Source organism: Staphylococcus sp. HMSC077D08 (assembly GCF_001837945.1).
GTDB lineage: Bacteria > Bacillota > Bacilli > Staphylococcales > Staphylococcaceae > Staphylococcus > Staphylococcus epidermidis.
Map to the genome: position 1 here is coordinate 45,233 of NZ_KV834820.1, position 15,391 is coordinate 60,623.

Consider the following 15,391-nt stretch of genomic DNA (forward strand, 5'->3'; position numbering starts at 1 on the left):
AAAATTAAATTATAAAATGTATATTGTATTACTTGATGTCTATTAGTAATGATTAAGGTTCATAGTACATGATTTAATATAAGAACATTGAGAAGATTTACGATTAATAATAGTTAGAGTTTGAGAGGTGCTATTTAAAAATGAAAGGAAAAGAGCCTTCTAACAAATATTTTGATAAAATGAAGCCTTACTTAATCACTTTGTTATATTTAGCTATTTTTATAGCGCTGTATTTAATTTATGGTAGTGGTGATACACAAAACAACTTCATTTATAATGAATTCTAATGAGGGAGAGTAGTTATGGCAGACTTAATTAATATTCTAAACCACTTTGTTCAGGAACAACCTGAAGCAGTTGCGGTTAGACATACAAATGATGAGCTAACATATAAGCAACTTGATGAAGAATCAAGTAAGTTAGCACATCTATTACAAGATAGTAAAAAGCCAATGATTTTATATGGTCACATGTCACCTTACATGATTGTTGGTATGATTGGAGCGATTAAATCCGGTTGCGGTTATGTTCCTATCGATACTTCTGTTCCAAAAGAACGTGTCAATATGATTATTGATAAAGTACAACCGGAAATCATTTTCAATACTTCAGATGAGACTTTGGAACAGACAAATGCACAAGTGCTTAAGGTTAGCGATATTCAGGATTCACAATATCCAATTGTCTTTGATAGTCAAATGAAGCAAAACGATGTAGTATATACAATTTTTACTTCAGGGTCTACGGGAGAACCTAAAGGTGTACAAATTGAATATGCAAGTTTAAATGAATTCGCAGAATGGATGGTATCTTTAAATAAAACTGGTACTGGTAAAGAATGGTTAAATCAAGCGCCATTTTCGTTTGATTTATCAGTAATGGCAATCTATCCTTGTTTAACATCAGGTGGTACTTTAAATCTTGTTGATAAAGATATGATCAAAAAACCTAAACTATTGAACGAAATGTTAGTTCAAACACCGATGAATGTTTGGGTTTCTACGCCTTCTTTTATAGAAATGTGTTTATTATTACCTAATTTAAATGAACAACAATATAATAGCTTAAAGCAATTCTTTTTCTGTGGGGAAATTTTACCGCATAAAACAGCTAAAGTCTTAGTTGAAAGATTTCCGAATTCAATGATTTATAACACATATGGACCAACTGAAGCTACTGTTGCAGTCACAAGTATACAAATCACAGAAGAAATTTTAAATCAATATAATCCTTTACCAGTTGGTGTGGCTAGACCTGGTACAAGATTATTTGCTACTGAAGAAGGAGAACTTGTCATTGAGGGGCAAAGCGTCAGTTTAGGTTATTTAAAGAATGAAGAAAAGACAGCCGCAGTATTTAATTTTGAAGACGGTGTCAGAACATATCATACTGGGGATAAAGCTAAAATTGAAGATGGATTGTGGTTTATTCAAGGACGTATTGATTTCCAAATTAAACTAAATGGTTATCGTATGGAACTAGAGGAAATTGAAACACAATTACGCCAGTCAAAACATGTAAGAGAGGCTGTTGTTGTGCCGGTTTATAAAAATGGAAAGGTCGTACATTTAATAGGAGCAGTAGTACCTACTGAATCTGTAGAAGATAATTTAGCAATGACAACTCAAATTAAACACGAACTTAAATCACGCTTACCAGAATATATGATTCCTAGAAAGTTCGAATGGATGGAACGACTACCACTCACATTAAATGGTAAATTAGATCGTAAGAAAATTGCCGAGGTTGTAAACGGATGATACCTTATGGCACATTTACATTTTTCTTAATTGCATTTATCGTTCTTATACCTGTGATAATACTTGGATTCTTAGGTAAGCGAAGTTATATTTACAATGGTATAAGTACAGCAATCATGATTGTCATTATATTTGCATCAGATAAACATAATCTGTTAGGGCAAAAATATCTAAGTGCACAACTTTTTTGTTTTATTATTTATGTCATATGGCAGGTTGCCCTCATTATGTACTACTATCAATCACGACAAAGGAAGAATACATTTACAAAATTTGTAACAATTATGGTATTGTCTATTCTCCCTCTAGCAATTGTTAAGATATTACAGAGTTCATGGTTAGGTGGACATCAAATTCACTTCCATGAAAGTAAATTAATTGAATTTGTAGGATTTTTAGGTATCTCGTACGTCACTTTCAAAAGTGTTCAATTAATTATGGAGATTCGTGATGGTTCTATTAAAGAAATCAAAGTAGGGAAATTGATACAATTCATTTCTTTCTTCCCAACCATTTCATCTGGACCTATTGATAGATATAAACGTTATGTGAAAGATGATAAGAAAGTACCTAGTGGTGCAGAGTACAGAGAGCTTGTTATCAAAGCAATTCATATGATTATGTTAGGGTTCTTATATAAATATATTATTGCGTATTTGATTCAGACATACGCTGTTAATCCTTTACAACTTAACCTACATGGGTTTACTCATATGTGGCTATATATGTACGCCTATAGCTTATATTTATTCTTTGATTTTGCAGGATACAGTTTATTCGCGATTGCAGTGAGTTATTTATATGGTATTAAGACGCCGCCTAACTTTAAACAACCGTTTAAAGCCAAAAATATTAAAGATTTCTGGAATAGATGGCATATGACTCTATCTTTCTGGTTTAGAGATTGTATCTATATGAGATCTTTATTCTACATGTCACGTAAGAAGTTATTAAAAAGTCAATTTGCAATGTCAAATGTAGCGTTCTTTTTAAACTTTTTCATAATGGGAGTATGGCATGGTCTAGAAGTATATTACATTGTATATGGATTATACCACGCAGCGTTATTCATAGGTTATGGTTATTATGAGCGTTGGCGTAAAAAGCATCCACCACGTTGGCAAAATGGTTTCACTACAGCTATAAGTATTATCATTACCTTCCATTTTGTAACTTTCGGATTCTTAATTTTCTCAGGCAAATTTATTTAATAAAGGAGTAATTAATTATGGAATTTAGAGAACAAGTATTAGATTTATTAGCAGAAGTAGCTGAAAATAACATTGTGAAGGAAAACCCAGATGTAGAAATCTTTGAAGAAGGTATTATTGATTCATTTCAAACTGTAGGTTTACTTTTAGAAATTCAAAATAAATTGGATATTGAAGTGTCAATTATGGACTTTGATAGAGATGAGTGGGCAACTCCTAATAAAATTGTAGAAGCTTTAGAAGAGTTACGATGAAACTGAAACCATTCTTACCCATTATAATCAGCGGCGTCATATTTATTATATTTTTATTTTTACCAGCAAGTTGGTTTACTGGTCTTGTGACAAATAAGACGTTAGCTGATAATAGAATTTCTTTAACTGATCAAGTTTTAAAAGGCACGCTCATTCAAAATAAATTATTCGAGTCAAATAAGTATTACCCGATTTATGGTTCCAGTGAACTGGAAAAGGATGATCCTTTTAATCCAGGTATAGCGCTAAATAAACAAAATGCTAGTAAAGAAACGTTCCTTATTGGTGCGGGAGGTTCGACAGATTTAATTAATGCAGTTGAACTTGCAGCGCAATACGACAATTTAAAAGGAAAGAAATTTACATTTATTATTTCTCCACAATGGTTTACGAATCATGGATTAACAAATCAAAACTTTGATGCTCGTATGTCACAAAGTCAAATCAATCAGATGTTTAATCAAAAAGATATGCCAGCTAATTTGAAGAAACGGTATGCACAAAGATTGTTACAGTTTCCGCATGCACACAATAAGTCATACCTTAGAGAACAAGCAAAACGCCCTGATGATGTCTCTGGAAACTACATTTCTTCATTTAAAGAAAATCAATTAACTAAGATTGAAGCTATTAAATCATTATTCTCATTCACTAAGCCACCTTTAGCAGAAGTAAAACCGGCAACAAGAGAAGATGCTTCATGGGATGAAATGAAACATAAAGCTGTCGATATAGGCAAAGCAAATACTCAATCTAATAAATATGATATAAGAGATCCATATTGGAAATTGATAAAACAAAACAAGCGTAAAATCAAAAGGGATTATGAGTTCAACATTAACTCACCTGAGTTCCAAGATTTAAAACTATTAGTGCAAACGCTACATGCTGCTGGAGCTGATGTACAATATGTTAGTATACCTTCAAATGGAAGATGGTATGATCATATAGGTATCAAAAAAGATAGACGTGAAGCTGTATATAAAAAGATTCATTCAACAGTAGTTGATAATGGTGGAAAAATTTATGATTTGACAAACAAGGACTATGAAAAGTACGTAATTAGTGATGCTGTTCATATTGGATGGAAAGGTTGGGTTTATGTCGACCAGCAAATCGCAAGACATATGGATGGTCATGCACCTAAAAATCATGAAGTCGATTATTCTAAAAATAAACCACCACACAAACATCACAAAGGTCGTCAAGATGATCAACATCAAGGCAACAAATAATATTATTAACCGAAATAAAATTAGGTGAACTAGGTACAGAATTCGTTGTTCATCCCGTGTAACGAGATTTGTAAGGGAAACACCTCGATGTAAAGTATTATTCATTTCTATCTTTGATAGCCAGTATATAAAATGCTTAGGAACAATATTTTGTATCCTAAGCATTTTATTGTTTATATAGCATCATAGGGTTAATATTAGTGCGCTATGATTTCATTTATTCATTTCTATCAAATTAAAAAAACCTAGGACGTTACTATGAGTCCTAGGTTTATAAATATATAGGGATATATTAGAATACTTGTTCTACTTCTATTACACCTGGAACTTCTTCATGAAGCGCACGCTCGATGCCAGCTTTTAAGGTTATTGTAGAACTAGGACATGTTCCGCAAGCGCCGTGTAATTGTAGTTTAACTATACCATCTTCAACATCTACAAGCGTACAATCGCCACCATCTCGTAGTAAAAATGGACGCAAACGTTCTATAACTTCTGCTACTTGATCAAACATTGTTGGATTCTCAGTAGGCATGTGACATGTCTCCTTTCAGAGCAATTATTTCATAATCATTATTATTACATTATAATAGATAAAGTAGTAAAAATCTATAAAACAAGATAGGGGATTTTAATGACTAAAATTAGTGTTGTCGTATATGGAGCAGAAGTCGTTTGTGCGAGTTGTGTAAATGCACCTACTTCTATAGATACTTATCAATGGCTTCAAGCATTACTTTTAAGAAAGTTTCCTCAACATCATTTTGAATTTACATATATTGACATACGAAATGATACTGAAAATTTAACTGATCATGATATGCAATTTATAGAAAGAATTAATGAAGATGAGTTGTTTTACCCATTAGTTACGATGAATGATGAATATGTAGCAGATGGTTACATACAATATAAACAAATAACCCGTTTTATTGAATCATATTTTACCACGTAAGATTAAAAGAAGGGGGACAATACTCATACTAACCATGTGCCTCAATTGACATTGTCTGTGTTATTTTCCGTTGAAATTCTTCATTTTCGGCTACATCTTTTATTGAGAAGAATAACTTTTCAATTCTGTCATTGTTTGTGATTAATAATAAAGAACCTAGGAAAATGTAAGTGTCCTAGGTTCTTTATTTATTAACCATTATGATATTTATAGCGCCACAGAACACCTGATTTTAAAATAGAAGCCAGTCGTCCGGTAACTGTTCGATCCATGATATAAGCAAAACCTTGTTTGTCACCTAAAGAGCCTAAAAAGCCTTGTACTTTAATTTCAGGCATTTTATCTGGAAGTGGTTCGTTATTCCATTGCTTCTTCAACACCTCAGCAATCTGTTCACCCTGTAGTTCTGCTAGTTGAGCGCTGGGTGCATGTGGTAAATTAGCACAGTCACCTACGACATAGACATTTCTATAGGTTGGGACTTGATGGTACTGATTAATAATCACGCGTCCAGTGGTACTCATATCGATAGGAAGATTACGCACAATTTCAACAGGTTGTATGCCTGCTGTCCAAACGACTAAATCAATATTCTCTGGTTTACCATTATTATAAATTTTTCCAGGTTCAACTTTGTCGATGACTGAATTGGGTACTACAGTAACATTGTGTTTAGAAAACCAATTGGATATGTATTTACTTAGTTTCTCAGGAAAATTCCTTAAAATTCGAGGCCCTCTATCATATAATAAAATTTCCAAGTCTGATCGACTTTCACGTAGTTCGCTCGCTAATTCAATGCCACTTAAACCTGCCCCAACGATACCTACACGTGCCCCTTTAGGTAATTCGCTAATTCTATGGTACGTATCACGCGATTTAGATAATGTTTGAATGCTATGAGTATATGCTTCAGCACCAGGGACATTATGATATTTATCCTCACACCCTAGACCAATGATAAGTTCGTCATAATCTATTTTTGAATTTCCAACTGTTATCATTTGTTCGTCCAAATCTATATCATTGATTTCCCCATAAACCGTATTAATTTTACTGCTATCTGGAAATTGGATTCGCACCTCTTTGTCAGATTTAGTTCCTGCTGCAAGTGCATAAAATTCTGGTTTTAAACCGTGGAATGGCATGCGGTCGATTAAAGTTAAGTGATATCCCTCAGGAATTGAATGAGGTAAAATGCGCGACATAATTCGCATATTACCATAGCCCCCGCCTAGTAATACTAAGTTTTTCATTGATTTATACCCCTTTGTTAAAATTGTTTTATTGAAACCCTTTTCAAAAATTACTAGAATACTCTAAATGAAGATGATTCCTAGTCCCTGATAGTTATAATAAAATACTTGTATGCATGACTATTATATCTATTTTTCAAATTGACTACAAACAAATGTAGAATGCAATTTAATTATTATAAAATTTAAAAAGATAAACAAAATTAAAATCGTCATACCGACTGATAGTCAGGACATTGAATACTTTGTTATAATGTTTAAACTAATAAAGATAAGAAGGTGACTTATGTTTCCATTAGTGGAGTTCTGTATTTCAAATATGGCCAAAGGCAGTGATGTTGTATTTGAAAAATTAGAAAATGATCCTAATATAGATGTCCTTGAATACGGTTGTCTACAAAATTGTGGTCTATGCGCAAGTAGCTTGTATGCCCTTGTAGATGGTGATATTGTTGAAGGTAACACACCAGACGATTTATTAAAAAACATATATCAACATATCGAAGATAATGATATAACGAATTTGCTATAGAGATTAAAAAATTATGGGAGGTTTTTTATATGCCAACAGTCATTTTAACTGAAGCTGCAGCATTTGAAGTTAAAGACATGTTAAAAAATAACGACATGTCTGATGGTTATTTAAAAATTAAAGTAAATGGTGGAGGATGCACAGGATTAACCTATGGTATGTCAGCCGAAGCAGAACCTGGTGAAAATGATGAAATTCTCGAATATTATGGTTTGAAAGTTCTAGTAGACCAAAATGATGCTCCAGTATTAAATGGAACAACAATTGATTTTAAACAGTCACTTATGGGTGGAGGATTTCAAATAGACAATCCTAATGCTATTGCCTCATGTGGTTGTGGAAGTTCATTTAAAACAGCTAAAGTCGCTGGAAATCCAGAGCAATGTTAACTTCATATTGCCATCCGAAATTAAATTAAACTTTTCACAAACTATCCCTATTGTAGCTTGAAAATATAGGGTAAAAGCTATAAAATTAAAACTAGATTAAAAGTGTCTTTTATGTGAACAACTGAAGAGCAAAACCCAAAAAAGACTTGAAAATTTTAAATGTTGACTAAGACTATAAAGAAAGAGACAATTTGGCTTGTCATATGTTTATAGCCTTTATCTACATTGTTGGTTGGTTAAAATATTATGAAAGCTTAGGTGAATTAGAGATGGCTCAAGATCGTAAGAAAGTGCTCGTATTAGGTGCAGGTTATGCTGGTTTACAAACTGTAACTAAATTGCAAAAGGAACTTTCTGCTGATGCAGCGGAAATTACTTTAATTAATAAGAATGAATATCATTATGAATCAACTTGGTTGCATGAAGCTTCTGCCGGTACGATTAATTATGAAGATTTATTGTATCCTGTTGAGAAAACTGTCAACAAAGATAAAGTGAATTTTGTTGTTGCTGAGGTAACAAAAATTGATCGTAATGCTAAACGCGTAGAAACTGATAAGGGTGTTTATGACTTTGATATCTTAGTTGTTGCACTAGGTTTTGTTAGCGAAACATTTGGCATTGATGGTATGAAAGAACATGCTTTCCAAATTGAGAACGTTTTAACTTCTCGTAAGTTGTCTCGTCACATTGAAGATAAGTTCGCAAATTATGCTGCTTCTAAAGAAAAAGATGATAAAGATTTATCTATTTTAGTTGGGGGAGCTGGATTTACAGGTATTGAATTTCTAGGTGAATTAACTGATAGAATTCCTGAATTATGCAGTAAATATGGTGTTGATCAAAGTAAAGTGAAGTTAACATGTGTTGAAGCAGCACCTAAAATGTTACCGATGTTCTCAGACGACTTAGTTAGTTATGCAGTAAAATATTTAGAAGACCGTGGAGTAGAATTCAAAATTGCAACACCTATTGTCGCTTGTAATGAAAAAGGTTTCGTTGTTGAAGTCAATGGAGAAAAACAACAGTTAGAAGCTGGAACTTCTGTATGGACTGCTGGAGTGCGTGGAAGTCATTTAATGGAAGAATCATTTGAAGGTGTTAAACGTGGACGCATTATCAATAAACAAGATTTAACCATTGAAGGTCATAATGACATCTTCGTTATAGGAGATTGTTCAGCGTTTATTCCAGCTGGTGAAGAGCGTCCATTACCAACAACAGCTCAAATTGCTATGCAACAAGGTGAGCATACTGCTAGCAACATTAAACGTTTATTAAATGGTGAATCAACACAAGATTTCCAATATGTTAACCGTGGAACTGTATGTTCATTAGGTACTAATGATGGTGTTGGAATTGTATATGGTAGAGATATCGCTGGTAAAAAAGCAGCATTCTTGAAGAAAGTTATTGATACTCGTGCGATTTACAAACTTGGTGGCATAGGATTAGCCTTTAAAAAAGGGAAATTTTAATCAAGTAATAGACATTAAAAATACAATAAAAAGGTACGAGACATAATTTATTGTCTCCCTTAGCAAAGATGACTAGAGTTAAAATATGTAAACAACTCAAATTAATTTTGTCATCGATTGTTTATATTTTAATTATACCTGGGACAAAATGATTGTCTCAGGTTATTTTTTATCAAAAAAATATGATGAAGAAGAATTTCACACTTAATTAAACAAAAATGCTTTTTATTTAGAGTTAGAGTAAAAAGTGGTTTTGTTTAATATTGTGGTGTTCATAACTTATAATTATTGTTATACATAATGAGGAACGGAGGATCTATATGCAATTTTTTATTAATCAAGATACGCCAACATCAATTGAAACGATTGTGGTGGGTGTGCCAGATCACCTCAACCAATTAGGTGAGATAAAATATCATAAGACGTTAATTAAAGAGCGATTAGAAACATTAAAACAATATCATGTCATCAATAGCTCAATCGGCAAAATATCATCAACGCTTATTTATATTGATGAAAAGCCCAAAAGATTATTAACTGTAGGACTAGGAAACTTAAAAATTTTATCATATCAACGTTTATTAAAAGTTTGGGGTCAGTTGTTTCAATATTTAAAAGACGTTCATGTAACGGATTGTGAATTATTGTTAGATACTTTCAAATCTAAATATGGTAACATTATTGAAATTTGTCAAACTTTAGGTTTACAAAGTGCACAATCTATCTTTGAATTTGACCATTATAAATCGGATAAAAAGCCTCCATACCAAGGTAGAGTCTATATACAAACGACAGAGCATAATATAGAAACGAAGATTAACGAAGGCCAACAATTGGGTAAATCTATAAACTATGCTCGTGAACTAAGTCAAATGCCTCCGAATATTTTAACACCCCAATATTTTGCCGAAGAAATAAAAAAGCATTTCGAAGGGAGTTCCGTTAGTGTAGATATCAAAGATCACCGACAAATTATAGATGAAGGATTTGGATTAATACATGCAGTAGGTAAAGGTTCTAATCATGGTCCGAGATTAATTACGTTATCATATTATGGTGCAGAAGCTGATGAACCACCTATTTCATTAGTGGGTAAGGGCATTACATATGATTCCGGTGGATATAGTATTAAGTCTAAGATAGGTATGCAAACTATGAAATATGATATGTGCGGTGCGGCCAATGTTATTGGTATGGTTGATGCGATTTCTAAGCAAAAGCTACCTGTAAATATTGTAGGAGTGATCGCTTCAGCTGAAAATATGATTGGTGAATCTTCGATGAAACCAGATGATGTATTTACTGCGCTTAATGGTGAAACGGTAGAAATGTTGAATAGTGATGCTGAAGGTAGAATGGTTTTAGGTGACGCAGTATTCTATGCAACACAATTTAAACCACAACTAATTCTTGATTTTGCTACATTAACGGGTGCAGCGATTGTAGCTTTAGGTGATGACAAGGCGGCTGCTTTCCAATCTCATGCTGAAAATGAACTTAAAAACTTATTAACAGTTGCACGTCATGTAGACGAAAAAGTATTCGAATTACCTATTACAGAGACTGAAAGACATTTAATTAAACAATCAGATGTCGCAGATTTAGTCAATCATACGAACGGTCAAGGAAAAGCATTGTTTGCAGCAGCATTTATTTCGCATTTTAGTGGTGACATCCCACACATTCACTTTGATATCGCAGGCCCTGCAACAATTAAAAGTGCTACATATAAAGGTCCAAAGGGTCCGACAGGTTACATTATACCTACAGTTGTAGAGTGGTTACAACAAAAATATAAATAAAGTTATATAGACTCAACTTATTACATTTTTAGGTGTTATATTTCAGTTATTGAAAATAATCAACTAAATATAACTAAATGTATATAATCGTTGAGTCTTTTTTAACATTGACATTAAATATATGTCTTGCTAGTATGTATTTTATAAATACTTTAGTTCGATAGAGTGATAAAGGGTGAGGCGGAATGATAAATGCTGTTGTAATCGCAGTCATATTAATGATCATACTCTGTTTATGTCGATTAAATGTGGTCATTAGCTTATTTATTAGTGCACTTGTCGGTGGATTAATATCAGGTATGAATTTAGAAAAAGTAATTAATGTTTTTGGAAAAAATATAGTAGATGGCGCAGAAGTCGCATTAAGTTATGCGTTACTCGGTGGTTTTGCTGCTTTGATTTCCTATAGTGGTATAACTGATTATCTTGTCGGTAAAATTATTGCAAGTATTCATGCTGAGAATAGTAGACTTTCCCGAGTTAAGGTTAAAATAATTATTATCATTGCATTGTTAGCAATGAGTATCATGAGTCAAAACTTAATTCCTGTACATATTGCCTTTATTCCAATTGTAATACCTCCGCTTGTGAGTTTGTTTAACGATTTAAGAATTGATCGCAGACTTATTGCTTTAGTAATAGGATTTGGTTTGTGTTTTCCTTACGTGCTCTTACCTTATGGTTTCGGTCAAATTTTCCATCAAATCATTCAAAGTGGTTTTCAAAAAGCAAACCATCCAATTGAGATGAATATGATATGGAAGGCGATGTTAATACCTTCAATGGGATATGTTGTGGGTCTCATACTTGGATTTATTGTTTATAGAAAGCCACGCGTTTATGAACAACGTAATGTAAATGATCGAGAAACAATTTCGGAACTCAAACCTTATGTGCTAATTGTTACTGTCATTGCCATACTAGCTACGTTTTTAGTACAGACATTTACAGATTCTATGATTTTTGGTGCGTTAGCTGGGGTACTTGTTTTCTTTGTTTCAAGAGCTTATCGTTGGTATGAACTCGATGAACAATTTGTAGATGGAGTCAAATTAATGGCTTATATTGGTGTAGTGATACTAACAGCTAATGGGTTTGCTGGCGTGATGAATGCAACAGGTGATATAGATAGCTTAGTCAAGAGTTTAACAGGATTAACTGGAGATCATAAATTGATTAGTATTATCGTCATGTACCTCATTGGACTTATTGTAACATTAGGTATTGGTTCCTCTTTTGCAACAATACCTATTATTGCTTCATTATTTATACCTTTTGGAGCATCAATTGGTTTAGACACAATGGCTCTTATTGCTTTAATTGGTACAGCAAGTGCTTTAGGTGATTCAGGTTCTCCAGCAAGTGATTCTACACTTGGACCGACAGCCGGTTTGAATATGGATGGACAACATGATCATATTCGTGATACATGTATCCCGAATTTCTTATTTTATAATGTTCCCCTTATGGTTTTTGGTACGATAGCAGCTATGGTACTATAACTACTGAAATGAGGTGTGAACTATGACCAATCTTTTAGAAACATTTGAAATGAAGATTGAACAAAAAGAAGATGGTAAAGTAGTAGTGTCTATGCCTGTGACAGATAAAGTAAAGCAACCCTTTGGCTATTTACATGGTGGTGCGAGTTTAGCTTTAGGTGAAACAGCATGTTCGATAGGTGCTGCTCATTTGATTGATACGCAGCAATTCATTCCACTAGGTTTAGAAATGAATGCAAATCATATTCGCTCAACTCGACAAGGACATGTGAGAGCGTTTGCTTCTTTAATACATCAAGGAAAAACAACACAAGTTTGGAATATTGATATCAAAGATGACCATGACCAATTAATCAGTGTCATGCGTGGTACGATTGCTATTAAACCTATTCAATAATGTAACAGAACACCCCGATTAAATTGTGAATTCTACACAATCTAATCGGGGTGTTTGTTTATGAGATTTTCTTATTTAAACGTTTATATGCTTTACTTATGCGTTCAGCGCTTTCTTTACCGCCCATTATATTTCTTGCAAAAGGACCTAGTTCTAAATCTGCGAGTCCACCAGCTACGAATAATTGATTTAACCATTCTAGTTCGTTTGACAAAGAAGGATAACCTGAATGATTGAGTGGTGCTTGTTCGTTTTGAATAAGGTTTTTAATGAGTGGTTGTGTTAATAATTGATTATAAAATCCGGTAGCTAACAGAATATGCTTATATTCAAAATATTTTCCAGCAGCGATAATATAGGATTCTGTTACATCATCAATTTGACTCATATGTATGACGAGTCGACCACTTTGCACATATTTCTTTAACCTTAAAAATAATTCCATAGGCATTGAACCGCTATGACGCTCGTCTTCAATTAACTTCATTCTTGCATCTGAAGAGGATATAGATGCAAGATGGTTCATTTTCTTTGGTCCTAACCAACCAGGATCAGCATCAAAATCGTGTATCTCAATATCTTTATTCATCCATAAATGAACAAGTTGGTGATTGTGTTCATTTAATAATTTTAAAGTGAGGTGGGCAGCAGATATACCTGAACCAACAACATGTTGAGTATCTTTATCTAAAGAGGCATGATAATTATCAGCAAATATGTGTTTTACATTCGCTTTATTTCTGAAAATTTCAGGTATGAATGGCGTTTGCGTATAACCATTTGCTATCACAACACAATCGGTAACCATTTTATCGCCTGTTGATAGTTTTATACACCATTTACCTCTTGATTTATTAATAGCTTCGACTTTACCTTGTATATGACAATCATTAAGTTTAAATTGATGTATCAAATCATGAACATGATGCATAAACATATCTCTTTGAGGACGTTTATACGGGCCGTAATAAGCTGAAGTATACTGATGATATCTAGCATATTGTTTGAGATGAAAAGGTTTAGGATGAATATGATGAACGAAAGGCGATCTTAAGTATGGCATACTAATACGTTGTGTATAAATATTAAAACGCTCACATAATGAGGAGTAAGGATCTATGATAGTAAGCTCCTCATTTTTTAGTCCTTCATTTTTTAATTTAAGTGCAATGGTGGTTCCTTGTAAGCCACCACCAATAATTGTCCAATGCATTGAATCGCCCCTCTACTTTCAAAACGTAATAATTACGATTTAAATCATACCACAACTTGCAAAGAGTTACAAAGTGTCATTTTTATTTAAAGAGGAGCAAAACAATTTTAATGTAAAATTTGAAGTAATGGGTAGGAAAATTAAGAAATTTAAGGCATATTAAGATTTCAACTCAGTAGTAGATTACAATAAAATACCTGGAACATGAACTAATGTTCCAGGTATTAATCATATTATCGATTTAAAAAAATTAGTAAATATTGAATTTGATTTTGGTATAAAACTCTTAAAAGTATGAATTATAGCTTTGTATGCTTCATATCCTCTTTAATTTCATCAATTTTAGTATCTTTGGTATACGGTGTTTTAATGTTATAGGCAGCTTTCATGATTAAATGACTTGAAAGGGGACCAGTAATAAATACGAAAATAATTCCGATAATTAATTGCATATTTACATATCCTTCAGTACCAATAAAGTATAAAAATGCTCCAAATAGTAAAAACATCGAACCCAGTGTGGCTGCTTTACCAGCTGCATGTGCTCTTGAGTAAACATCCCTTAATCGAATGAGACCCGTTGCAGCAAAGGCACTGATCAAAGCTCCAAGAACAACAAATATGATAGATATACTAGTGACGATCGTTGCTATCATGCTTGATCACCTTACCTTCATCCATAAATTTAGAAAAGACTGCAGTTCCTAGAAATGCAAGAATACCGACCATTAAAATAACGACGAGCATGTATTTAATATTCAGTAAAATACTAAATAGCGCTATCACGGCCATTAACTGTAAACCAATTGCATCAAGTGCAACGACACGGTCTGCTAGAGAGGGTCCTAAAATAACACGTATTAACATTGCTAACATTGATAAGACAACAATAATTAAGGCTGTAATAATAAATATTTTAAAAGGCATTATTTCTCGCCTACCTTTCTAACGACCTTCTCTAATGAAGATTTGATACTTTGAATCTCTTCTTCCTTTGTACTGAAATCAATTGAGTGGATATAAATCTTTTTACGGTCATCACTAATACCTAAAACGACTGTGCCGGGTGTTAACGTAATCAAATTGGAAAGTAAAACAAGTTGCCAGTCACTTTCTAATTCCGTCTCGTACACAAAGAATCCGGGTTTATTCTCAATTCGTGGTTTGAGAATAATTTTGAGTACACCAAAGTTTGCTTTTATTAACTCAGTTAAAAATGTAATGATAAGCATCACAATTCTATATATTCTCACTAAATAAAACTGACCAGGCAAGACACGGTGCAGGAGATAAACTAGAAATAATCCTAGTATAAAACCCAATACAAAGTTATTTAAGGTATAGCTATTTGTTACAAGTAACCATATGACAGAAACAAGTAAATTAATTACAAACTGTATAGCCAAA

Annotated in this window: 18 protein-coding genes; 12 read left to right on the forward strand and 6 right to left on the reverse strand. The window is 33.0% G+C overall.

What is annotated here, in order from left to right:
- The first annotated feature begins 140 nt into the window (after positions 1 to 140).
- From HMPREF2663_RS10005 to dltD, 5 genes are read left to right on the forward strand one after another with little or no spacing between them, the layout of a single operon-like run.
- Complete coding sequence (locus tag HMPREF2663_RS10005; protein WP_001831913.1) at positions 141 to 287, forward strand: teichoic acid D-Ala incorporation-associated protein DltX; 147 nt, start codon at positions 141 to 143, stop codon at positions 285 to 287.
- Positions 288 to 302: 15 nt separating this feature from the next.
- Positions 303 to 1,760 carry a D-alanine--poly(phosphoribitol) ligase subunit DltA gene (gene dltA / locus HMPREF2663_RS10010; protein ID WP_002446029.1) on the forward strand — a complete coding sequence of 486 codons (1,458 nt, stop codon included), beginning with the start codon at positions 303 to 305 and terminating at the stop codon, positions 1,758 to 1,760.
- The gene (gene dltB / locus HMPREF2663_RS10015; protein WP_002475036.1) at positions 1,757 to 2,971 is read left to right on the forward strand and encodes a D-alanyl-lipoteichoic acid biosynthesis protein DltB; all 1,215 of its coding nucleotides are present in this window, start codon (positions 1,757 to 1,759) and stop codon (positions 2,969 to 2,971) included. Before dltA ends, dltB begins: the two co-directional genes overlap by 4 nt.
- 17 nt (positions 2,972 to 2,988) lie before the next feature.
- Positions 2,989 to 3,225 carry a D-alanine--poly(phosphoribitol) ligase subunit 2 gene (dltC, locus tag HMPREF2663_RS10020; RefSeq protein WP_001831996.1) on the forward strand — a complete coding sequence of 79 codons (237 nt, stop codon included), beginning with the start codon at positions 2,989 to 2,991 and terminating at the stop codon, positions 3,223 to 3,225.
- Positions 3,222 to 4,460, forward strand: coding sequence for a D-alanyl-lipoteichoic acid biosynthesis protein DltD (dltD, locus tag HMPREF2663_RS10025; RefSeq protein ID WP_002475053.1), 1,239 nt, complete (start codon positions 3,222 to 3,224; stop codon positions 4,458 to 4,460). The genes dltC and dltD overlap by 4 nt, the downstream gene beginning before the upstream one ends.
- A 292-nt stretch (positions 4,461 to 4,752) precedes the next feature.
- Here dltD and HMPREF2663_RS10030 read toward each other — a convergent pair whose 3' ends face one another.
- Entirely contained in the window at positions 4,753 to 4,995 is a 243-nt protein-coding gene (locus tag HMPREF2663_RS10030; RefSeq protein ID WP_001831958.1) for a NifU family protein, read from the reverse strand.
- Positions 4,996 to 5,094: 99 nt separating this feature from the next.
- Between HMPREF2663_RS10030 and HMPREF2663_RS10035 the strand changes: the two genes are divergently transcribed.
- Positions 5,095 to 5,415, forward strand: coding sequence for a YuzD family protein (locus HMPREF2663_RS10035; protein WP_002446032.1), 321 nt, complete (start codon positions 5,095 to 5,097; stop codon positions 5,413 to 5,415).
- Positions 5,416 to 5,606: 191 nt separating this feature from the next.
- Here the strand turns inward: HMPREF2663_RS10035 and HMPREF2663_RS10040 are convergent, their stop codons facing one another.
- Positions 5,607 to 6,671, reverse strand: a complete 1,065-nt coding sequence (locus HMPREF2663_RS10040; protein ID WP_002475034.1) for an NAD(P)/FAD-dependent oxidoreductase — start codon at positions 6,669 to 6,671, stop codon at positions 5,607 to 5,609.
- A gap of 286 nt (positions 6,672 to 6,957) precedes the next feature.
- Between HMPREF2663_RS10040 and HMPREF2663_RS10045 the strand changes: the two genes are divergently transcribed.
- From HMPREF2663_RS10045 to HMPREF2663_RS10070, 6 genes are all read left to right on the forward strand, one after another.
- Positions 6,958 to 7,203, forward strand: a complete 246-nt coding sequence (locus HMPREF2663_RS10045) for a YuzB family protein (protein WP_001831896.1) — start codon at positions 6,958 to 6,960, stop codon at positions 7,201 to 7,203.
- Positions 7,204 to 7,232: 29 nt separating this feature from the next.
- Positions 7,233 to 7,592 carry a HesB/IscA family protein gene (locus tag HMPREF2663_RS10050; protein WP_002446034.1) on the forward strand — a complete coding sequence of 120 codons (360 nt, stop codon included), beginning with the start codon at positions 7,233 to 7,235 and terminating at the stop codon, positions 7,590 to 7,592.
- Positions 7,593 to 7,861: 269 nt separating this feature from the next.
- Positions 7,862 to 9,070: an NAD(P)/FAD-dependent oxidoreductase gene (locus HMPREF2663_RS10055; RefSeq protein WP_002457198.1), complete on the forward strand. Its 1,209-nt coding sequence runs from the start codon at positions 7,862 to 7,864 to the stop codon at positions 9,068 to 9,070.
- A 320-nt stretch (positions 9,071 to 9,390) separates the two neighbouring features.
- Positions 9,391 to 10,872: a M17 family metallopeptidase gene (locus HMPREF2663_RS10060; protein WP_070846355.1), complete on the forward strand. Its 1,482-nt coding sequence runs from the start codon at positions 9,391 to 9,393 to the stop codon at positions 10,870 to 10,872.
- A gap of 185 nt (positions 10,873 to 11,057) precedes the next feature.
- Positions 11,058 to 12,374: a Na+/H+ antiporter family protein gene (locus tag HMPREF2663_RS10065; RefSeq protein ID WP_002485997.1), complete on the forward strand. Its 1,317-nt coding sequence runs from the start codon at positions 11,058 to 11,060 to the stop codon at positions 12,372 to 12,374.
- Positions 12,375 to 12,396: 22 nt separating this feature from the next.
- Positions 12,397 to 12,771, forward strand: a complete 375-nt coding sequence (locus HMPREF2663_RS10070) for a hotdog fold thioesterase (protein WP_001831899.1) — start codon at positions 12,397 to 12,399, stop codon at positions 12,769 to 12,771.
- Positions 12,772 to 12,829: 58 nt separating this feature from the next.
- Here HMPREF2663_RS10070 and HMPREF2663_RS10075 read toward each other — a convergent pair whose 3' ends face one another.
- The 4 genes from HMPREF2663_RS10075 to HMPREF2663_RS10090 all read right to left on the reverse strand — a co-directional run bounded on the left by HMPREF2663_RS10075 (position 12,830) and on the right by HMPREF2663_RS10090 (position 15,390).
- Positions 12,830 to 13,984 (reverse strand): NAD(P)-binding domain-containing protein, encoded by a 1,155-nt coding sequence (locus HMPREF2663_RS10075; protein WP_002495800.1) that lies wholly within the window; start codon positions 13,982 to 13,984, stop codon positions 12,830 to 12,832.
- Positions 13,985 to 14,283: 299 nt separating this feature from the next.
- Positions 14,284 to 14,640, reverse strand: a complete 357-nt coding sequence (gene mnhG1 / locus HMPREF2663_RS10080) for a Na+/H+ antiporter Mnh1 subunit G (RefSeq protein ID WP_046044560.1) — start codon at positions 14,638 to 14,640, stop codon at positions 14,284 to 14,286.
- Positions 14,618 to 14,911: a Na+/H+ antiporter Mnh1 subunit F gene (mnhF1, locus tag HMPREF2663_RS10085; RefSeq protein WP_001831940.1), complete on the reverse strand. Its 294-nt coding sequence runs from the start codon at positions 14,909 to 14,911 to the stop codon at positions 14,618 to 14,620. The genes mnhG1 and mnhF1 overlap by 23 nt, the downstream gene beginning before the upstream one ends.
- Positions 14,911 to 15,390, reverse strand: coding sequence for a Na+/H+ antiporter subunit E (locus tag HMPREF2663_RS10090; protein WP_002457195.1), 480 nt, complete (start codon positions 15,388 to 15,390; stop codon positions 14,911 to 14,913). Before HMPREF2663_RS10090 ends, mnhF1 begins: the two co-directional genes overlap by 1 nt.
- Position 15,391: the final 1 nt, after the last annotated feature.